Annotated in this window: 12 protein-coding genes; 8 read left to right on the top strand and 4 right to left on the bottom strand. The window is 60.1% G+C overall.

Annotated features, from left to right (window positions below):
* The 4 genes from aceF to msrA all read left to right on the top strand — a co-directional run bounded on the left by aceF (position 1) and on the right by msrA (position 7,083).
* Entirely contained in the window at positions 1 to 1,644 is a 1,644-nt protein-coding gene (aceF, locus tag SGN16_RS02415; protein ID WP_335943796.1) for a dihydrolipoyllysine-residue acetyltransferase, read from the top strand.
* Positions 1,645 to 2,071: 427 nt separating this feature from the next.
* The gene (locus tag SGN16_RS02410) at positions 2,072 to 3,463 is read left to right on the top strand and encodes an alkaline phosphatase D family protein (protein ID WP_335943795.1); all 1,392 of its coding nucleotides are present in this window, start codon (positions 2,072 to 2,074) and stop codon (positions 3,461 to 3,463) included.
* Between the two features lie 194 nt (positions 3,464 to 3,657).
* The gene (locus SGN16_RS02405) at positions 3,658 to 6,351 is read left to right on the top strand and encodes a GGDEF and EAL domain-containing protein (protein WP_210642535.1); all 2,694 of its coding nucleotides are present in this window, start codon (positions 3,658 to 3,660) and stop codon (positions 6,349 to 6,351) included.
* 84 nt (positions 6,352 to 6,435) lie between these two features.
* Positions 6,436 to 7,083 (top strand): peptide-methionine (S)-S-oxide reductase MsrA, encoded by a 648-nt coding sequence (gene msrA, locus SGN16_RS02400; protein WP_335943930.1) that lies wholly within the window; start codon positions 6,436 to 6,438, stop codon positions 7,081 to 7,083.
* A gap of 139 nt (positions 7,084 to 7,222) precedes the next feature.
* Here the strand turns inward: msrA and rlmJ are convergent, their stop codons facing one another.
* The 3 genes from rlmJ to tssI all read right to left on the bottom strand — a co-directional run bounded on the left by rlmJ (position 7,223) and on the right by tssI (position 10,926).
* Entirely contained in the window at positions 7,223 to 8,062 is an 840-nt protein-coding gene (gene rlmJ / locus SGN16_RS02395) for a 23S rRNA (adenine(2030)-N(6))-methyltransferase RlmJ (protein ID WP_210642534.1), read from the bottom strand.
* Between the two features lie 81 nt (positions 8,063 to 8,143).
* The gene (locus tag SGN16_RS02390; RefSeq protein ID WP_335943794.1) at positions 8,144 to 8,875 is read right to left on the bottom strand and encodes a DUF4123 domain-containing protein; all 732 of its coding nucleotides are present in this window, start codon (positions 8,873 to 8,875) and stop codon (positions 8,144 to 8,146) included.
* Positions 8,872 to 10,926, bottom strand: a complete 2,055-nt coding sequence (gene tssI, locus SGN16_RS02385; RefSeq protein WP_335943793.1) for a type VI secretion system tip protein TssI/VgrG — start codon at positions 10,924 to 10,926, stop codon at positions 8,872 to 8,874. The genes SGN16_RS02390 and tssI overlap by 4 nt, the downstream gene beginning before the upstream one ends.
* Positions 10,927 to 11,191: 265 nt before the next feature.
* Here tssI and SGN16_RS02380 point away from each other — a divergent pair, with 265 nt between their 5' ends.
* On the top strand, positions 11,192 to 11,686 hold the full coding sequence (locus SGN16_RS02380; protein ID WP_335943792.1) for a DUF2165 domain-containing protein: 495 nt from the start codon (positions 11,192 to 11,194) through the stop codon (positions 11,684 to 11,686).
* 222 nt (positions 11,687 to 11,908) lie between these two features.
* Complete coding sequence (locus SGN16_RS02375; RefSeq protein ID WP_335943791.1) at positions 11,909 to 12,673, top strand: heparin lyase I family protein; 765 nt, start codon at positions 11,909 to 11,911, stop codon at positions 12,671 to 12,673.
* A gap of 150 nt (positions 12,674 to 12,823) precedes the next feature.
* On the opposite strand, the gene putP is transcribed toward SGN16_RS02375, so the two are convergent.
* On the bottom strand, positions 12,824 to 14,308 hold the full coding sequence (putP, locus tag SGN16_RS02370) for a sodium/proline symporter PutP (RefSeq protein ID WP_335943790.1): 1,485 nt from the start codon (positions 14,306 to 14,308) through the stop codon (positions 12,824 to 12,826).
* 462 nt (positions 14,309 to 14,770) lie between these two features.
* Between putP and putA the strand changes: the two genes are divergently transcribed.
* Positions 14,771 to 18,724, top strand: coding sequence for a trifunctional transcriptional regulator/proline dehydrogenase/L-glutamate gamma-semialdehyde dehydrogenase (gene putA, locus SGN16_RS02365; protein WP_335943789.1), 3,954 nt, complete (start codon positions 14,771 to 14,773; stop codon positions 18,722 to 18,724).
* A gap of 242 nt (positions 18,725 to 18,966) precedes the next feature.
* A complete protein-coding gene (locus tag SGN16_RS02360; RefSeq protein ID WP_335943788.1) occupies positions 18,967 to 20,769 on the top strand; it encodes an acyl-CoA dehydrogenase in 1,803 nt (600 codons plus the stop codon).
* Positions 20,770 to 20,797: the final 28 nt, after the last annotated feature.

Genomic DNA, 20,797 nt, shown 5'->3' with positions numbered 1-20,797 from the left:
GTGAGCGAACTCATTCGCGTACCTGACATCGGCAGCGGTGAAGGTGAAGTAATTGAACTGTTTGTGAAGGTCGGCGACCGTATCGAAGCCGACCAGAGCATCCTGACGCTTGAATCGGACAAGGCCAGCATGGAAGTGCCTGCGCCGAAGGCCGGTATCATCAAGAGCCTGAAAGTGAAGCTGGGCGACCGCCTGAAAGAAGGCGACGAACTGCTGGAGCTGGAAGTCGAGGGCGCCGCTGCGGCGCCTGAAGCGACGGCTCCTGCTGCCGCCCCGGCGGCGGCTGAAAAGCCTGCCGCTGCTGCACCGGCTGCCGCGGCAGCTCCCGCTCCGGCCGCTGCGCCTGCCGCTGCCACGGTCCAGGACATTCATGTTCCGGACATCGGCTCGTCGGGCAAGGCCAAGATCATCGAAGTACTGGTCAAGGTCGGCGATACCGTCGAAGCCGACCAGTCGCTGATCACCCTGGAATCCGACAAGGCCAGCATGGAAATCCCGTCGCCAGCCGCCGGTGTGGTGGAAAGCGTCGAGATCAAGCTGGAAGACGAAGTGGGCACCGGTGATCTGATCCTGAAGCTGAAAGTGGCCGGTGCTGCCGCACCTGTCGCACCAGTCCAGACCGATGCACCGGCTGCCAAGACCGAAGCTGCTCCGGCACCGGCCGCTGCCGCGCCTGCTGCCAAGGCTGAGGCGGCTCCAGCCCCTGCCGCCGCACCTGCGCCAAGTGGTGCCAAGGTGCACGCCGGTCCTGCGGTACGTCAGCTGGCCCGTGAATTCGGCGTCGAGCTGTCTGCCGTCGGCCCGAGCGGCCCACACGGCCGCGTGTTGAAAGAAGACGTGCAGGCTTACGTCAAGGCCATGATGCAGAAGGCCAAGAACGCACCGGCCGAAGGCGCCACCGGCGGCGCAGGTATCCCGCCGATCCCGGCGGTGGATTTCAGCCGCTTCGGCGAAACCGAAGAAGTGGCCATGACTCGCCTGATGCAAATCGGCGCGTCGAGCCTGCATCGCAGCTGGCTGAACATTCCGCATGTGACTCAGTTCGATCAGGCCGACATCACCGAGCTGGAAGCTTTCCGCGTGGCACAGAAAGCCGTGGCGGAAAAGGCCGGCGTGAAGCTGACCGTACTGCCGCTGCTGCTCAAGGCGTGCGCACATCTGCTCAAGGAACTGCCGGACTTCAACGCCTCCCTGGCCCCAAGTGGCAAGGCTGTGATCCGCAAGAAATACGTACACATCGGCTTTGCCGTCGACACCCCGGAAGGCCTGCTGGTACCGGTCATCCGCAACGTCGACCAGAAGAGCCTGCTGCAACTGGCTGGCGAAGCCGCTGCCCTGGCTGAAAAGGCCCGGAACAAGAAGCTCACCGCCGACGACATGCAGGGCGCCTGCTTCACCATCTCCAGCCTCGGCCACATTGGCGGCACCGGCTTCACGCCGATCGTCAACGCGCCGGAAGTGGCGATCCTGGGTGTCTCCAAGGCCACCATCCAGCCGGTCTGGGACGGTAAAGCTTTCCAGCCGAAGCTGATGTTGCCGTTGTCGCTGTCCTACGATCACCGTGTGATCAACGGCGCCGCCGCCGCACGCTTCACCAAGCGTCTGAGCGACCTGTTGGGCGACATCCGCACCATCCTGCTGTAACACCGGGCGGCCCTCCCTTGCGGAGGGCCATTCGGACCACCGTTTTCCGAGCGCCACGCTCGTACCTCAACCCCGCCCGTTTGGCGGGGCTTTTTTTGCCTGAAATTCAAGTCGAACATCATGGAGGTGTGGGCATGCCGGCCTCATCGCGAGCAAGCTCGCTCCCACAGGGGCCTCATTCATTGCAAGTACGATGTGCAGCACCGCAAATCCATTGTGGGAGCGAGCTTGCTCGCGATAGCGGAAGGTCAGGCAACGCGGCACTTTTCCTACCACACAAGTTTTAAATGACTACGCCTTCTATTAGCCATTACCCACAACTTGCGCCCCCTTCCCTATCAATATTTATGGATCACCGGGCTTTAGCATCAAACCGCCGAGGCAACTTGATACTTGCATCCAATAAAAACTTCGAATGGATTCGAATATGTTCACACCTACCGTCGGCCCTATTGTCGGCCACACAACAACTGATCACGCACGGATATTCCTGCGCGGCGACCATGACAACAATCTGGCATTCGCCGGCATTCGTTATAGACGCCAGGGTGATACTGCCTGGTCGAAAGGGCACTTCGTGCAACTCAAGGCCTACCGCGACATGACCGATGTCATCGTCTTGCAAGGCCTTCAACCCGACACCACCTATGAATACCAGGCAGGCTGGCTCAGCCCCTTAAGCCCAACCCATACCGTGGAAACGGTTCAGGAACTGCCGCTGCAATGGCCCAGGAAAACCTACCATCTACGCACGCAGCCCCATGAAACCAGTACGCCACGCGCTTATATCGTGGGCTCTTGCCGTTACTTGCGAATCACTCGCGGCGTCCCGCTGCTTCCCGGACTGGGAGACCGCACTTTTGCCGGTATCAACCGTGTCGTGGAGCAGGCCGACCCGCCGATCAATGCTGTCTTGATGACCGGCGACCAGGTTTATCTGGACGATTTGAATGTCATTGCTCCGGACCGAAACTATAAAAACATTCTCTTTAAATACCGTACCGCCTTTACCCAGCCGCACATCAGAAAGTTAATGTCCTCGGTACCGACTTACATGATCCTCGACGACCATGAAATCGAAGACAACTGGCCAGCCTATAAAACCGGCAATGACGAAGTATTGTATGCAAATGCCATGAGTGCTTATTCGCTTTACCAGGCCAGCCATAGTCCCGCCCATGAACTTTCAAGCGCGGGTACATTCAATAAGTCATTGAAACGCTACTGGTATCTCGTTGCCCACGGCGATATTGAATGGTTCGTCACCGACAGCCGGACGCAACGCAACCTGGCGGCGGATGATCGACGCATCCTGGACGATGAACAGGAACAGACCCTGCTCAAATGGCTTATCCACAGCCCCGCCCGGGTCAAATTCGTCGTGACCAGCGTCATGTTCTTCCCTGACAGCAAACGCAATGACGGGGACGCCTGGCAGGCCTTCGCGAAACAACGTCTTCGCCTGCTGGAAACCATTCGCAACCAGGGGATCAAAAACGTGATTTTCGTATCCGGCGACGTCCATGGCTCCATGACCAGTCGCCTGTACCACAGCCAGGATCCTGATTTCGAGGTCAACACCGTCGTTTCCTCGCCGTTTTACAACAGCAAATTGCTGCCGTTTGCAAAAGCCTCGGATTTTATTTTTGACCTACCCCTGGCCCGGACTGAGCACGGTGAATATCACTATGCGCTCACCAGCCCGGTGGTCAGCCAGGACAACTTCGCTCGCCTGCATGTCGCGGCGCAGAGCGTTCAAGTCACCTTCCACGACCGCGACGGCCACCCATTGCAAACGGTCGATATCCCATTGCGCTGACGGGTGGTATAACCCCCCATGCCCTCTGATCGGCTGGCAACTGCAGAAATCCCCCTGTCGGCCGATATAAGGTTTATAGCACTTGGCCTTCATCTCTCTTGTCAGCCAGTGCCGCAATGATGCAACCTTGCCGCAGTCCGTAATAACAAGGGCGTCAGCCCGGCGCGATCAGCATTTTCGAAGCGAGTTTCCTCATGAAAAGCCAACCCGATGCCGCCAGCCGTATGGCGGCCGAGGTAGTGACGCAGTTACCGGTGCCCTCGCGGCTCGGCATGCTGCGTTTCGAACGGCTGAATGAAGCAAGCTGGGCGCTATTGTTCCTCGACCCCAACTGCGAACGTTACTTCGGCCTGCCGGCAGTAGAGCTGTGCTCGCTGGTCAGCGCCCCCTATGCCAGCCTGATGGAGCCCGAAGCGCGCTATCAACTGCACGACGCGATCCAGCAACAACTGGCCCAGTCCTCGCATTACCAGATCCGCTATACGCTTCATACCACCAAGGGCCCCATGAACCTGCTGGAAACGGGTGAAGCCTACAAGCAGCACACCCGCCATCTGTTGCGCGGTTACCTGCTGGTGGTGGACGGCTTGCTGCAAAGCGGACCGTCGATGCCGTCCCTGGACCTGGAAACCCAGAACTCGCGCCTGCAGATCGCCCTGGAATTGAACCAGCGAGCCCAGCAAGAGCAGCTCCAGCATCTGGACCGGGTGCGCGCCCAACAAGACCTGATCCTGCTGCTGACCCGTCAGCGCTACAGCGCTAACAATTCGCTGCACGAAGCCGCCGAACTCATTACTCGCAGCGCCTGTGATATCTACCAGATCGACTGCGCCAGCATCTGGGACTTGGTAGACGGCAAGCTGGTGCCGATTTCGGCCTTCAGCCGCGGCTCCCAGGAATACTTCCTGCCGGACGTGATCGACGTCACCCAGTATCCCGATTACATGGAGGCGCTGCAGACCTGTCGCGCCATCGACGCCCACAATGCGATGCGCGACCCACGCACCCGGGAACTGGCCGAGAACCTGCGCGCCCGCGACGTCAACGCCATTCTCGACGCCAGCATTCGTATCGACGGCCAGGTGGTCGGCGTATTGTGCCTGGAACAGGTGGGCGTCACCCGCGCCTGGCAATCGGACGAAATCGCCTTTGCCGGTGAACTGGCCGACCAGTTCGCCCAGGTCATCAACAACCACAACCGACGAACCGCGACCAGCGCCCTGCACTTGTTCCAGCGCGCCGTGGAGCAGAGTGCCAACGCATTCCTGCTGGTCAATTGCGACGGCGTGGTGGAGTACGTCAACCCGAGCTTCACCGCCATCACCCAATACTCCACCGAAGAAGTCCACGGCCAGCGTCTGTCGGAACTGCCAGCCCTGGAGAACCTCAGCGAGCTGCTGTTCGACGCACCGTCGGCCCTGGCCCAGAGCAATAGCTGGCAGGGGGAGTTCAAAAGCCGGCGCAAGAACCTGGAACCTTACTGGGGCCAATTGTCGATTTCCAAGGTCTACGGCGATAACCGCGAACTGACCCATTACATCGGCATCTACGAAGACATCACCCAGACCAAACTGGCCCAGCAGCGCATCGAGCGCCTGGCCTACACCGACAACCTGACCAACCTGGGCAACCGCCCAGCGTTCATCCGCAACCTCGATGAACGCTTCGCCCGGGACAGCAATTCGCCCATCAGCCTGCTGCTGGTGGACATCGACAACTTCAAGCGCATCAACGACAGCCTCGGCCACCAGACCGGTGACAAGCTGCTGATCAGCCTGGCCCGACGCTTGCGCAACAGCCTGAGCCCAAGCGGCAGCCTCGCACGGTTCGCCAGTAACGAATTCGCCGTGTTGCTCGATGACACCGACCTGGAGACCGGGCAACAGGTCGCCAGCCAGTTGCTGATGACGCTCGACAAACCGATGTTCGTCGATAACCAGTTGATCAGCGTGACAGGCTCCGTGGGCCTGGCCTGCGCGCCGCTGCACGGCCGTGATCCTCAGACGCTGATGCGCAACGCCGGGCTTGCCCTGCACAAGGCCAAGGCCAATGGCAAGCATCAGGTCCAGGTCTTCACCGAGGCGCTGAATGCCGAGGCCAGCTACAAGCTGTTTGTGGAAAACAACCTGCGCCGCGCCCTGACTCAGAACGAACTGGACGTGTTCTACCAGCCCAAGCTGTGCCTGCGCAGCGGCCGCCTGCTGGGCATGGAAGCGCTGTTGCGCTGGAACCATCCGGAGAAGGGCATGATCCGCCCGGATCAGTTCATCAGCGTGGCCGAAGAAACCGGCCTGATTATTCCCATCGGTAAATGGATCGCCCGTCAGGCCTGCCGCATGAGCAAGCAATTGACCGCCGCCGGCCTGGGTAACCTGCAAGTGGCCATCAACCTGTCGCCCAAGCAGTTCTCCGACCCGGACCTGGTCGCTTCCATCGCCAGCATCCTCAAGGAAGAGCAACTGCCAGCCCGCCTGCTGGAATTGGAGCTGACCGAAGGCTTGCTGCTGGAAGCCACCGAAGACACCCACTTGCAGCTCGATCAGCTAAAGCGACTGGGCCTGACCCTGGCCATGGACGACTTCGGCACCGGTTATTCATCCCTGAGTTACCTGAAAAAATTCCCGATCGACATCATCAAGATCGATCGTAGCTTCATCCATGAGATCCCGGACAATCAGGACGACATGGAAATCACCTCCGCCGTGATCGCCATGGCCCACAACCTGAAACTCAAGGTCGTGGCCGAAGGCATCGAAACTGCCCAGCAACTGGCCTTTCTGCGCCGTCACCGCTGCGACGTCGGCCAGGGCTACCTGTTCGACCGCCCGATTCCCGGCGCGGAGCTGGTCGAGAAGCTCAAGCGTTACCCCCGCGGGCCGCTCGTCTGACGGCAACTTATAGCTCGAACCGGCGTTTCTAAGGCACACTGACGGTCTTATTCACTCAACTCAATCTGACTGAGAGGACTGATGATGGTCTTGCGCTCGGAAATTCTGGTGAACAAAAACGTGCTCCCTACTCAAGAACAAGCTTTGCCTGGCCGCGAAACTCCAATGACCGTGCCGGAAAAACACTTCGTCCACGACGCACCACTGCTCGGCCCATTTGCCATGGACGTGGATTTCGCGATCTTCGGCCTGGGCTGTTTCTGGGGTGCCGAGCGCAAGTTCTGGCAGCGCGAAGGCGTGGTCAGTACCGCGGTGGGTTACGCCGGAGGTTTTACGCCGAACCCGACGTATGAAGAGGTCTGCTCAGGCCTTACCGGCCACAGCGAAGTGGTACTGGTGGTCTACGAACCGGCAAAGGTCAGCTACGAGGAGCTTCTGAAGATGTTCTGGGAACTGCACAACCCGACCCAGGGTATGCGCCAGGGCAATGACATCGGCACCCAATACCGTTCGGTCATTTATGCCACCAACCCGGCTCAACTGGCGGCGGCCAAGCACAGCAAGCAAGTGTTCCAGGCCGAGTTGACCAAGGCTGGCAAAGGCACCATCACCACCGAAATCGAAGAGGCACCGACGTTCTACTTCGCCGAGGCCTATCACCAGCAATACCTGGCGAAGAACCCCGAAGGTTATTGCGGGATTGGCGGGACAGGCGTGACTTGCCCGATCTGACTTTTGCCGCTGAAAAGCTTCGCGAGCAAGCTCGCTCCCACAGGTCCGGTGGCGAACACAAATATTGCTGATGCCTCAAAACCAATGTGGGAGCGAGCTTGCTCGCGATGGCGTCCTTCCAGACGCCATCCAATGCTGATCAGCCTTCAGCAATCAACCAATCCATCTGCCAGCCACCCTGGGTCTGCCCAAGTTTTTTCGACAGCCACGGCAACAGCTCACGCAACTCTTCCTCCAGCCCCCATGGCGGATTGGCAATCGCCAGGCCGGAGCCGTTCAGGCTGTTGGGCGTCGCCAGCGGGTGCACCAGCAGCTCCACCCGCAACAATTTCGGCGCCCCCGTGCCGGCCAGGTCCTGGTAGAAGCGGCGCAACATCCGTTGGTCCTTCACCGGGTACCAGATGGCAGCCACTGTCTGGCGCATCCGGCCAATGGCCTCCTTGAGCGAAGCGGCGCAGCGCTGCATTTCGTCAAGCTGCTCGAAGGGCGGATCGATCAGCATCAGGGCTCGCTTCTCCGCCACCGGCAGCAGCGCCCGCGACACATGCCAACCTTCACCCAGGTGCACCGCCACGCGACGGTCACCTTTCATGTTGTCCTTGAGCAACACACCGTCTTCAGGGTGTTTCTCATTGAGCAGCACCCGGTCCTGCGGCCGGGTCAGGCGCCGCGCCAGCTCCGGCGAACCCGGGTAGTAGCGCAACTGCCCGTCCGGGTTCATCTCGTGCAGCACCTTCATGTAATCGGCGGTCAACGGCGGCAGATTGCCCTCGCCCCACAATCGTGCGATGCCTTCCAGATACTCACCGGTACGGTTGGCCTGGTCACCCTGCAAGTCGTACAACCCGATGCCCGCATGGGTATCGAGGTAGGCGAAGGGTTGCTCCTTGCGCGACATCAAGGCGATGAGGCGGGTCAAGGTCAGGTGTTTGAATACATCGGCGTGATTGCCGGCGTGGAAGGCGTGGCGATAATTCATGGCGGCTCCTGCGAAGGGCGACGAGTTTACCTCGAAGCGCGTCGGACGTCAGGCGTTCGCAGCCCGGCGGACAGGCCACAATCAGCCCAGCTCTCGCGCCAGATACGCCAGCAATGGCGCCTTTGATGCCTCAACCGGCTCCGATCGCTCAAGAAAGTAGGCAATCTTGCAACGCAGGACGCTGTCGTCGACCCGCTCGAACAAATACGGATGCTCTTCGCCCAGCCAAGTGAGCAAGTTATCCAACAGACAGTCCGTCGGAACCTCGGCCATTGTCTCCAACAGCGCGACAGGTACTTGCCACCACGGAAAAGCCCGGGCCGCCCGCTGGGCATTCCCCACGATCTCAAGGGATTGCCCGTTGATCAGGCAGCGCGTGATGACCGGCAAGAGTTGCCCGGCCTCCACCTCCGTCGACTGCAGGATCGACCGCATAAAGCGTCCATCCCAAAACCGCAGGAAGACCGGCTTGCCGCCCGGCAACAACACTTGCGTGAGCCCCCGCAAATGTTCGGCAAGGGTCTGCTGGCTCACACACGAAACCGCCAGCCAGCCCCAATCGAGCGAGTCGGTGGCGGCTATCCAATCAAGAAATCCGCTGTCCACGCTAACAAGCCCTACATAGGGCATGACCGATTCCCACTCGGCGTACGGCGTGTCGGCCCAGATCGGGCTCGCCTCCGAGTTCATCGAGCGCTTCCAGGCCGACAACACCCCGGCGCTACTGGCATTGCTGAAGATGACGAAAAGTTGCTCGCCGGCCTGCAAAGGATGGTCCTCAAGCCAGGCGCGGGGAGATTGACCGCTGTTCATGGTCGCTCCTGGATATCGACAGGTTTGCGAAAGACCGATGGCGCTACGCAGACGCCGCTTCTGCAACGTTCACACTCCTCGCAGAACGGCGCCGAGCCCTGGAAACTGAGGATTTGCGCGAGGGAAAGCGCAGGCAGCGCAGCGACCCGCTTCTCGACACTGTCTGGAACGCCGGATGCCGCACTCATGACCGCCATCGGCGCCCCACCGACCTCGATCGGCACGCTGCTGGAGATCCCGCCAGCCCCGATGTTGATCCAATGACCGCCAGCCTGGAGGGTCACACTGGCACCCGCCTCCAATACCACGTGTTGGCCGGCGCTGACATGAAACTGTTGGCTGGCACTCAGCACCTGGCTGCCTACACGAATATGCCGCTCGCCACTCACCAGCAGATGATCATCCTGCCGGACTTCAGCCCGACGCCGACCATGGGTAAGGCGCTGTTCATCGGCCTTGAGCTCGTGTCGCGCCGTACCGGTGACGACAATGCTGCGCTCATGGTCGACCTGCACCCGCTGGTCGTGCAGCACATGCTGGGTCCAGTTTCGCTGGGCCCTCAGGTAGATCTCCTCGGCCCCCTTGCGATCCTCGATGCGCAGTTCGTTGTAACCTCCCCCGCCAGGGCTGCTCCGGCTGCGCAACAGGCTGCGGGTCTTGTCCGCCGGTAAGTCCAGCGGCACCGGGTTGGCGCCATTGGGCAGGCAACCCACCACCATCGGCTTGTCCACGTCACCGTCGATGAACCCGACCAGGACTTCCATGCCAACCCGGGGGATCATCACCGCGCCATAGTGATCGTGGGCCCAACCGGAGGCCACACGCAGCCAGCAGCTGGAATGTTCGTCGTGTTTACCGTCGCGATCCCAGGCCAACTGCACCTTGACCCGCCCGAACTCATCGCAATGGATCTCGCTGTCGACCGGCCCGGTCACCACCGCCGACTGATAACCATGGGCCCGAGGCTTTTCGTGATACAGGGGTGGCCGAAAGAACACGTCCCAAGGCGTGGCGAGAAAGGTATTTTTGTAACCCTGGAATTCATCCGGGACGGCACTGGCGACTTCTTCCAGCACCTGCGGTCGACGGCCATGATGGTCGACACGCGTCAGGAGCCAGAGATCATTCCATTGCTCCCGAGGATGTTCCCTGATGCACATGAAATGTCCGCTGACGAAGGCGCGTTCATCGCTACTGCCCTCTGCCACGCGGTAGTCGGCGCCATGGCGCTCAAGGGCGCGCCGAGTCAGATACATGCCGTCGTCACGGGCAGAGAAACCGCCGGGATAGCGATAGTCCTCAAGGGCAGGACGCTGCCGATTATCCAGGTGCGTTTCCAATAACAAGCCGGGCTTGCGGAAGTCGTAATCGCGCAACGTCACGGCAGTGCTGCGGGTCTGGAGCCGCACCGCCAGGCGCTTGATTGCCGGCTCGTCGGCGACCATGCCGCTGTCCGGCAGGTACAGCGTCGATTCGGGCAGGCGGGGAAACACCGTCTGGTCGTCACCGAACACCAGCAGATGGCCGTCAGGGCGGTGCCTGAAGTGGTAATGGATACCGACTTCGGCGCAAATCCGCTCGATGAAGGCCAGGTCGCTTTCGCCATACTGCACACAATATTGGCGCTCGGGGTACTGCCCGCCAAGCGTGAACTGGCAGGCATCCGCCAGGATCCCGTGTTCCTTCAACACCCGGGCGACAATATCGGGCACGCTCAGGTGCTGGAAAATCCGCTGATTGATGCGATGGCGCAGGTAGGCCAGGCGGGGCACCAGGCTTATCTGGTAACGGGTCAGGCGCTTGCCCGAATCCCCCTGGGTTGCGCTATAGACCTGACCGTGTATGCCACCTTCCCCTTCACCGAAACCCAGAAATGACTGGCGATGCAGAAGTTCTTCCAGTGCCAGGTCAGACCGCTCACTGACCAGCTCCAGGTCAAAACGATAGGGTTGACTGATGGCTTCCGTACCCTTGAACTCAAGCACCTTGAGCTCATTCGGTCCGCTGTCGAGCGTCAACGTGAAACGCGGTTGGTTGGCAGGCGGGAACATCCGATGTGCCTCTGCAAAATGGAGGCGGGGGATTGTGCATGAGCCCCATGGAAAGCTGATCAACCGTCATGAAAAACAGATTTGCCTTACACCCAAGAAGATAAAGGCATGCGGTATCCGCTGTGTTTTCCGACAGACATTCCTTGCGTGACGGCAAACTGAAGTCGCCGCACGAACAATCAGCAACTTCCTACACATTGACGGGCTCGGGACTGCAACTGGCCGTGCTAACGTTCTTTCGCCGCAAAAAGCAAAGGACGCACCGATGACGATCCGTTACGCAAAAATCACAATGATTCTGGCGCTCGCAGCGTTCGCCTTCCTGACCGTGTTCAACAACGTCACGGACTACAGCTCCAACTTCAATTTCGTCCATCACGTGCTGAGCATGGACACCACATTCCCCGACAATGCCGCCCGATACCGGGCCATCGATCAACCCTGGATGTGGCATGGCGCCTATTGGCTGATCATCTTCGGCGAAGCGCTGACAGCGGGGCTTTTGGGTTACGGCGCAGTGAAACTGTGGCAGGCACGCCGGGCCGAGGCCTCGGTGTTCGCCCGCGCCAAGGGGTGGACTGTTGCCGGTCTGACAGTGGGCTTCTTCGTCTGGTTTTTCGGCTTCATGGTCGTCGGTGGGGAATGGTTCCTGATGTGGCAATCAGAAATCTGGAACGGCCAGGATGCCGCGTTCAGGTTCTATATGGCAATTTTGGGCGTGTTGATCTTTCTCAACCAGCCTGACACCCACACGAAGTGACATTAGGAATGACGGAGAGGATCGCAAGTACCAGCAGATCCTTTCCAGCAAAACCAAAAAAATTCTTACCAACTTCATATAAAAAAACAACGTTAAAAACTGTCAGGACTGACAGCTTCAAAAAAAGCAAAAAAAGAAATGATCGACAGCACGATTCACTGGCTGCCAAGCCTATCCACATTCAAAAAAAGCTAAAAAGATCACAACACTTAGGAGCGCACCATGAAGCCCTCTTTGTTCGCCGCTACATGTCTGATGATTTTGTTTGATCTTTGCCCCCTCGCAGAAGCCCAATTGATTTGGGATGGAGACGCCGCCAATCCTATTGGTAAAGAAAAAATATTTGGAAATGCTGTGAGCGAATGTCCGGCTCCCTCCAGCATCACCGTGATAGACGATACGGTCCGAGGCAAGTCCTGGTTATTCCATAAGAGTTCCGGCGAACCCCGCTGCGAAGCGCGCAATATCAGGACCGGTGCCAATCATACCCTCTATAGATTCGAAAAAAATAAAACCTACTTCATTGGCTGGTCTTTCAAACTGAATGACACCCAGAGCAATCATCACCCGTTCCAGTGGAAGTCCTATGAAACGGGGCATCAACAAAACTATCCATTCCTGATGAGCGCCAAGGACGGCAACCTGAGGCTTTTCTATTACGGCACACCAGCCGAGACATCCGGCATTATCTGGAGCAAACCCATTGAGCCGTTCAAATGGTATTGCCTTGTCTTGGCCATACATACCTCCAATCAATCGAGCAGCGGCTGGGCGGAGCTATGGTTCGATGGTCAAGCACAGGTATTCAGCAATGGCCAGGAACGTTTCTTCGGAAGAACCTGGGACGGCACGAACATAGGCGCGAACGAACCTAAATGGGGCGCTTATAACAAACATCAGCCAGGCGTCATGGAGGATGTAAAAAACTATATTTCCGGCCTGAAGATAGGCACCACGTACGACGATGTCGGACAGGCATGCAACTGATATGTGCTGCGAAGGGCGGACTGCGGAACCAGACGCTTTACCCCAGCCAAGCCCCCGACTGATATCCCATAAAAAACGGCCCGCCTCCAGTGGAGACGGGCCGTTTTTATTGACACCTTCAAGCGAGCCATCCAGGCCTCGCGGAAGATCTTACTGGTTCAGGCGAAAATCTTTCTCGGCCGCATCGAAGCGCTGCAGCATACCGGCGGTAGGCGAACCCATCTTGCTGACGAGGTAGATGGCCAGGCTGGCGAAGATGAAACCCGGGATGATTTCGTACAGACCCAGCAACGAGAAGTGCTTCCAGACGATCACGGTGATCGCACCCACCAGGATGCCGGCCAGCGCGCCGTTACGAGTCATGTTCTTCCAGATCACGGAAATCAGGACAACCGGGCCGAAGGCGGCACCGAAACCAGCCCAGGCGTAGCTCACCAGGCCCAGTACGCGGTTTTCCGGGTTGGCAGCCAGGGCGATGGCAACCAAGGCCACCAGCAGCACCATGGCGCGACCGACCCAGACCAGTTCCAGCTGTGAAGCGCTCTTGCGCAGGAAGGTCTTGTAGAAGTCTTCAGTCAGGGCGCTGGAGCACACCAGCAACTGGCAGCTCAGGGTGCTCATCACCGCCGCCAGGATGGCCGACAGCAACACACCGGCAACCCATGGGTTGAACAGGATTTTCGCCAGCTCGATGAACACTCGCTCAGGGTTATCGGTCACGGGACCGGCCACGTCGGGGTGTGCCGAGAAGTAAGCGATACCGAAGAAGCCAACGGCCACGGTGCCACCCAGGCAGAGGATCATCCAGGTCATGGAGATGCGACGGGCGTTGGCGATGGACTTGACCGAATCAGCCGCCATGAAACGCGCCAGGATGTGCGGTTGGCCGAAGTAGCCCAGGCCCCAGCCCATCAGCGAGATCACGCCGATGAAGGTGGTGTTTTTCAGCATATCGAACGACGTAGGATCTTTTGCTTCGATCGCCAGGAACGTGGTGTCCACGCCGCCAGTGGCCAGCAACACGATGATTGGCGTAAGGATCAACGCGAAGATCATCAGGGTGGCTTGTACGGTGTCGGTCCAGCTCACGGCCAGGAAACCACCGACGAAGGTGTAGGCAATGGTCGCTGCTGCACCGGCCCACAGCGCTGTCTCGTAGGACATGCCGAAGGTGCTTTCGAACAGACGGGCACCGGCCACGATGCCGGAAGCGCAGTAGATGGTGAAGAACACCAGGATCACCACTGCCGAGATGATCCGCAGCACACCGCTCTTATCTTCGAAACGGCTGGAGAAGTAGTCCGGCAGCGTCAGTGCATCGCCGTTGTGCTCGGTCTGTACCCGCAGGCGACCGGCCACGAACAACCAGTTCAGGTAGGCACCGGCGATCAGGCCGATGGCAATCCAGCTTTCCGACAGGCCGGACATGTAGATCGCGCCGGGCAACCCCATCAACAACCAACCGCTCATGTCGGAAGCACCAGCAGACAGTGCCGTCACGACGCTACCCAGGCTGCGACCGCCCAGGATGTAATCGGAAAGGTTATTGGTGGAGCGATAAGCCATCAGCCCGATCAGGACCATGGCTGCGATGTAGATCACAAAAGTGATCAAGGTGGGATTACTTACACTCATGAGTTACGCCCTGGCTTTGTTTTTATGTAGCGGTGGCAGTTGAAAGCGCCGACAACACAGAGGCTGTAGCGACGATTTGCAGTCCCGCGAATTTATGACTGATGTTTCCCCAGGAAAGCCATCAGCCGATGCCCCTCGGCGGATAGCCGGTTGCACCTTGGCCGCGAATGCTATTCAACAAATCAAATAAGGTGCAACCAGTTTCGCTCGAATAAGTTGCACCTGATCGGTTTTATCGCAAAACCTGTGTTTCTTGCCCCCTTTTAGCGCAGTTTCCAGCACTCAGCTGGCAGCCAAAGCACTAAGCCGGTGCAGGATCAACCGAACAGCATTCGCTTCCGGATGAGCTGCCTGTCATTTCGAGAAAAAAAGGGTTGCACCCGGTTGCACCTCAATCATCCCACAGCTAATCTTGCCGCCAGCTGATGCCACGCGATACGTGGTAAACATGAGGATAAAAATATGGCTACCACCACCCTTGGGGTCAAACTCGACGACCCGACCCGCGAACGCCTCAAGGCGGCCGCGACCTCGATTGATCGCACACCGCACTGGCTGATCAAACAGGCAATTTTCAATTACCTGGAAAAACTCGAGGGTGGTGCAACCCTGACCGAGCTGAACGGTTCGCCCCGCGTCGACAGCGATGACGCCGGCGACGTCCAGGTCGACCACGCCCACCAATGCTTCCTGGAATTTGCCGAGAGCATCCTGCCGCAGTCGGTTCTGCGCGCCTCCATCACCGCCGCTTACCGCCGCCCAGAGCCGGAAGTGGTGCCGATGCTGATCGAACAGGCACGCCTGCCAGCCGAAATGGCCGAAGCCACTAACAAGCTGGCCGCCTCGATTGCAGAAAAGCTGCGTAACCAGAAAAATGCCGGTGGCCGTGCCGGTATTGTTCAGGGCCTGTTGCAGGAATTTTCCCTGTCGTCCCAGGAAGGCGTGGCACTGATGTGCCTGGCCGAAGCGCTGCTGCGCATCCCGGACAAAGGCACCCGCGACGCACTGATCCGCGACAAGATCAGCACCGGCAACTGGCAACCGCACTTGGGCAACAGCCCATCGCTGTTCGTCAACGCCGCCACCTGGGGCCTGTTGCTGACCGGTAAGTTGGTCGCTACCCATAACGAAGCCGGCCTGACCTCCTCCCTGAGCCGCATCATCGGCAAGAGCGGCGAGCCGATGATCCGCAAGGGCGTCGACATGGCCATGCGCCTGATGGGCGAGCAGTTCGTCACCGGCGAAACCATCGCCGAAGCCCTGGCCAACGCCAGCAAGTTCGAAGCCAAAGGCTTCCGCTATTCCTACGACATGCTGGGTGAAGCCGCACTCACCGAACATGACGCCCAGAAGTACCTGGCCTCGTACGAACAAGCCATCCATTCGATCGGCAAAGCGTCCCACGGCCGTGGGATTTATGAAGGTCCGGGCATTTCCATCAAGCTCTCGGCTCTGCACCCGCGTTACAGTCGTGCCCAGTACGAGCGTGTGATGGAAGAGCTGTACCCGCGCCTGCTGTCGCTGACCCTGCTGGCCAAGCAATACGACATCGGCCTGAACATCGACGCCGAAGAGGCGGACCGCCTCGAACTGTCCCTGGACCTGCTGGAGCGCCTGTGCTTCGAGCCGCAACTGACCGGCTGGAACGGCATCGGCTTCGTGATCCAGGCGTACCAGAAGCGTTGCCCATACGTGATCGACTACGTCATCGACCTGGCGCGCCGCAGCCGTCATCGCCTGATGATCCGCCTGGTGAAAGGCGCGTACTGGGACAGCGAAATCAAGCGCGCCCAGGTCGAAGGCCTGGAAGGCTACCCGGTCTATACCCGCAAGGTGTACACCGATGTTTCCTACATCGCCTGCGCGCGCAAATTGCTGTCGGTGCCGGAAGTCATCTACCCGCAGTTCGCTACGCACAACGCCCATACCCTGGCAGCCATCTACCATATCGCCGGCCAGAACTATTACCCGGGCCAGTACGAGTTCCAATGCCTGCACGGCATGGGCGAACCGTTGTATGAACAAGTTGTAGGCAAGGTTTCCGAAGGCAAGCTGAACCGTCCGTGCCGCGTGTACGCACCAGTCGGCACCCACGAAACATTGCTGGCTTACCTGGTACGTCGCCTGCTGGAAAACGGCGCGAACACCTCGTTCGTCAACCGTATCGCCGACCAGTCCATCTCGATTCAGGAGCTGGTGGCCGATCCAGTGGCCAGCATCGAGCAGATGGCGACGCTGGAAGGCGGCTTCGGCCTGCCACACCCACGTATTCCGCTACCTCGCGACTTGTACGGCAGCGACCGAGCCAACTCCAGCGGCATCGACCTGGCCAACGAACATCGTTTGGCTTCGCTGTCCTGCGCCTTGCTGGCCACTGCCCATAACGATTGGAAAGCCGTGCCGATGCTCGGCTGTGCCGCCAGCGAAGAAACTCCGGCAGCGGTGTTGAACCCGTCCGATCATCGTGACGTGGTCGGCCATGTGCAGGAAGCCACGATCACCGACGTCGACAACGCCATTCAGTGCGCCCTCAACGCCGCGCCGATCTGGCAGGCCACCCCGCCAGCCGAACGCGCCGCGATCCTCGAGCGTGCCGCCGACCTGATGGAAGGCGAGATCCAGCCACTGATGGGCCTGTTGGCCCGCGAAGCCGGCAAGACCTTCGCCAACGCCATCGCCGAAGTACGTGAAGCCGTGGATTTCCTGCGCTACTACGCGGTGCAGGCCCGCAACGACTTCACCAACGACGCCCACCGCCCACTGGGCCCGGTGGTCTGCATCAGTCCGTGGAACTTCCCGTTGGCGATCTTCAGCGGCCAGGTGGCCGCTGCCCTGGCCGCCGGTAACCCGGTATTGGCCAAGCCTGCCGAACAGACGCCATTGGTTGCCGCACAAGCAGTGCGCCTGATGCTCGAAGCCGGCATTCCGGAAGGAGTGCTGCAACTGCTGCCGGGCCGTGGCGAAACCGTCGGCGCCCGCCTGGTGGGTGACGACCGGGTTAAAGGCGTGATGTTTACCGGTTCCACCGAAGTCGCTCGCCTGTTGCAGCGCAACATCGCCGGTCGCCTGGACAACCAGGGCCGTCCGATCCCGCTGATTGCCGAAACCGGCGGCCAGAACGCAATGATCGTCGACTCCTCGGCGCTGACCGAGCAAGTGGTCATCGATGTGGTGTCCTCGGCCTTCGACAGTGCCGGCCAACGCTGCTCGGCCCTGCGGGTGCTGTGCCTGCAGGAAGATTCCGCCGACCGCGTCATCGAAATGCTCAAGGGCGCCATGGCTGAATCACGCCTCGGCAACCCCGAGCGCTTGTCGGTAGACATCGGCCCGGTGATCGACGCTGAAGCCAAGGCCGGCATCGAGAAACACATCCAAGCCATGCGTGACAAAGGTCGCACCGTGTACCAGATGGCCATCGCCGACAGCGACGAGTGCAAGCGGGGCACCTTTGTGATGCCGACCCTGATCGAACTGGAAAGCTTCGACGAGCTGCAACGCGAGATCTTTGGCCCGGTGCTGCACGTGGTGCGTTACAAGCGCAAGGAGCTGGATCAGTTGATCAGCCAGATCAACGCCTCCGGCTATGGCCTGACCCTCGGCGTGCACACCCGTATCGACGAGACCATCGCCAAAGTGGTCGACAACGTCCATGCCGGCAACGTCTACGTGAACCGCAACATTGTCGGGGCCGTGGTCGGTGTACAGCCGTTCGGTGGTGAAGGCCTGTCGGGCACCGGCCCCAAGGCGGGCGGTCCGCTGTACCTGTACCGCCTGCTGTCGACCCGTCCAACCGATGCCATCCAGCAATCCTTCGTGCGTGGCGACGCCCTGACTGCGCCGGACCTGCGTTTGCGCGATGCCATGAGCAAGCCGCTGACGGCCCTGCAAGCCTGGGCCGACAGCCAGAAGCTGGCCGAACTGAGCGCCCTGTGCGTGCAGTTCGCCGCCCAATCGCAAAGCGGTATCACCCGGACCCTGACCGGCCCGACCGGCGAGCGCAACAGCTACGCCATCCTGCCCCGCGAGCACGTGCTGTGCCTGGCGGACGTGGAAGGCGATCTGCTGACGCAACTGGCGGCCGTGCTGGCTGTAGGTGGCTCGGCCGTGTGGCCGGAAACCGACACCAGCAAAGCCTTGTTCGCACGCTTGCCGAAGGAGATTCAGGCACGCATCCAGCGGGTGGCCGACTGGGCCAAGGACGACGTGCTGTTCGACGCCGTCCTGCACCACGGCGACTCGGACCAACTGCGCAGCGTTTGCCAGCAGGTGGCCAAGCGCGCCGGCGCCATCGTTGGAGTGCACGGTTTGTCCCAGGGCGAAACCAACATTGCGCTGGAGCGCTTGGTGATCGAGCGGGCGTTGAGCGTCAACACCGCTGCGGCGGGTGGTAACGCCAGCCTGATGACCATCGGCTAAGCGAGGGATTAGCTGAGCATCTGCAATAGATGCTCAGCCCCCTATCCTGTGGGAGCGAACTTGCTCGCGATAGCGGTGGTTCAGTCAGGAATGTTGTCGACTGATCCACCGCTATCGCGAGCAAGTTCGCTCCCACATTCGATTAGCAGCGCCCTCACTCCTCCATCACCCAAATCAATCATCCTGTTCAGCCTCTATTCCCACGCCTAGACTCGGCCCATTCCAAAAAAAGGTAGGCCGCCATGTCCGAGACGTTGCTCAGTTCCCGCAATCTGGCTTTCGAGCTGTATGAAGTCCTTGATGCCGAGGGCCTGACCCAGCGCGAGCGGTTTGCCGAACACAATCGCGAAACCTTCGACGCGGCCCTCGGCACGGCCCGCAGCATCGCCGAGAAATTTTTCGCCCCGCACAACCGTAAGAACGATGAAAACGAACCGCGCTACGAGAACGGCCAGGCGATTCTGATTCCAGAAGTGAAGCCGGCAGTGGATGCTTTCCTCGAGGCCGGTTTTCTCAACGCCGCGCGCAGCTTCGACGCCGGCGGCATGCAACTGCCGACGTTGCTGTCCCAGGCCTGCTTCGCGCATTTCCAGGCGGCCAACGCCGCTTCCACCTCTTACCCGTTCCTGACCATGGGCGCGGCGAACCTGATCGAAAGCTTCGGCAGCGAGGAACAGAAGCAACGCTTCCTGCAACCGATGATCGACGGGCGTTTCTTCGGCACCATGGCCCTGACCGAGCCTCACGCGGGCTCTTCGCTGTCGGATATTCGCACCCGTGCAGAGCCGGCGCCTGACGGCAGCTATCGGCTCAAAGGCAACAAGATCTTCATCTCTGGCGGCGATCATCCGTTGTCGGAAAATATCGTGCACATGGTCCTGGCGAAACTGCCGGACGCGCCGCCTGGCGTTAAGGGTATTTCGCTGTTTATCGTGCCCAAGTTCCTGGTCAATGACGACGGCAGCCTCGGCCAACGCAACGATGTGCTGTTGGCCGGGTTGTTCCACAAGATGGGCTGGCGCGGCACCACCTCCACGGCGCTGAATTTCGGTGACAACGGCGAATGCGTCGGTTACCTGGTAGGAAAACCGCACCACGGCCTGAGCTACATGTTCCAGATGATGAACGAGGCACGGATCGGTGTCGGCATGGGCGCGGTAATGCTGGGTTACGCCGGCTACCTGTATTCCCTGGAATACGCCCGCGAGCGTCCCCAAGGACGGGTGCCCGACAGTAAGGACCCGACCACCGCCCCCGTGGCGATCATCCAGCACGCCGACGTACGCCGCATGCTGCTGACCCAGAAGGCCTACGTCGAGGGTTCGTTTGACCTGGGCCTGTACGCCGCGCGGCTGTTCGACGACACCACCACCCTTGAGAGCGAAGTCGAGCGCCGGCGCGCCCATGAGCTGCTGGACTTGCTGACCCCCATCGTCAAATCCTGGCCCTCGGAGTTCTGCCTGAAGGCCAACGAGCTGGCGATCCAGATTCTCGGCGGCCACGGCTACACCCGCGAATACCCGGTGGAGCAGTATTACCGCGACAACCGCCTGAACCCGATCCACGAAGGCACCCACGGCATCCAGTCCCTGGACCTGCTAGGGCGCAAACTGGCACAAAACGGCGGCGCCGGGCTCAAGCAACTGATCCGCCTGGTGGCCGACACCAGCGAACGCGCCCAGGCCCATGAATCACTGACGTCGTTGCGCCAGCCGCTGGAAGCCCTGGTAGCGCGCCTGCAAACGGTCACCCTCGGCCTGCTGACGGACCTGGGCCAGGGCAAGGTCAACAGCAGCCTCGCCAACTCGGCGCTGTACTTGAAGGTGTTTGGGCACATGGTGATTGGCTGGCGCTGGCTGGAACAGGCGATTCGCGCCGAGGAAGGCTTGGCCAGGGGGAATGCGGCGGACAGCGACTTCTATAAAGGCAAGCTGCAAGCGGCGCGCTACTTCCTGACCTGGGAAGTACCGGGTTGCCACCATGAGTTGGACCTGCTTGAGGCGCGGGATGATACGTGCCTCGGGATGCGGGATGAGTGGTTCTGATCCAGCTTTGGTGGCGCGGCTGCAACCC

The organism is Pseudomonas sp. G166 (genome assembly GCF_037027455.2).
Classification (GTDB): Bacteria; Pseudomonadota; Gammaproteobacteria; order Pseudomonadales; family Pseudomonadaceae; genus Aquipseudomonas.
This window is presented reverse-complemented; position numbering and strand designations above follow the sequence as displayed.

Excerpts from the sequence above, each read along its gene's own strand:
- SGN16_RS02410 (WP_335943795.1), top strand. The coding sequence starts at position 2,072 with ATGTTCACACCTACCGTCGGCCCTATTGTCGGCCACACAACAACTGAT.
- SGN16_RS02405 (WP_210642535.1), top strand. The coding sequence starts at position 3,658 with ATGAAAAGCCAACCCGATGCCGCCAGCCGTATGGCGGCCGAGGTAGTG.
- msrA (WP_335943930.1), top strand. The coding sequence starts at position 6,436 with ATGGTCTTGCGCTCGGAAATTCTGGTGAACAAAAACGTGCTCCCTACT.
- rlmJ (WP_210642534.1), bottom strand. The coding sequence starts at position 8,062 with ATGAATTATCGCCACGCCTTCCACGCCGGCAATCACGCCGATGTATTC.
- SGN16_RS02390 (WP_335943794.1), bottom strand. The coding sequence starts at position 8,875 with ATGAACAGCGGTCAATCTCCCCGCGCCTGGCTTGAGGACCATCCTTTG.
- tssI (WP_335943793.1), bottom strand. The coding sequence starts at position 10,926 with ATGTTCCCGCCTGCCAACCAACCGCGTTTCACGTTGACGCTCGACAGC.
- SGN16_RS02380 (WP_335943792.1), top strand. The coding sequence starts at position 11,192 with ATGACGATCCGTTACGCAAAAATCACAATGATTCTGGCGCTCGCAGCG.
- SGN16_RS02375 (WP_335943791.1), top strand. The coding sequence starts at position 11,909 with ATGAAGCCCTCTTTGTTCGCCGCTACATGTCTGATGATTTTGTTTGAT.
- putP (WP_335943790.1), bottom strand. The coding sequence starts at position 14,308 with ATGAGTGTAAGTAATCCCACCTTGATCACTTTTGTGATCTACATCGCA.
- putA (WP_335943789.1), top strand. The coding sequence starts at position 14,771 with ATGGCTACCACCACCCTTGGGGTCAAACTCGACGACCCGACCCGCGAA.
- SGN16_RS02360 (WP_335943788.1), top strand. The coding sequence starts at position 18,967 with ATGTCCGAGACGTTGCTCAGTTCCCGCAATCTGGCTTTCGAGCTGTAT.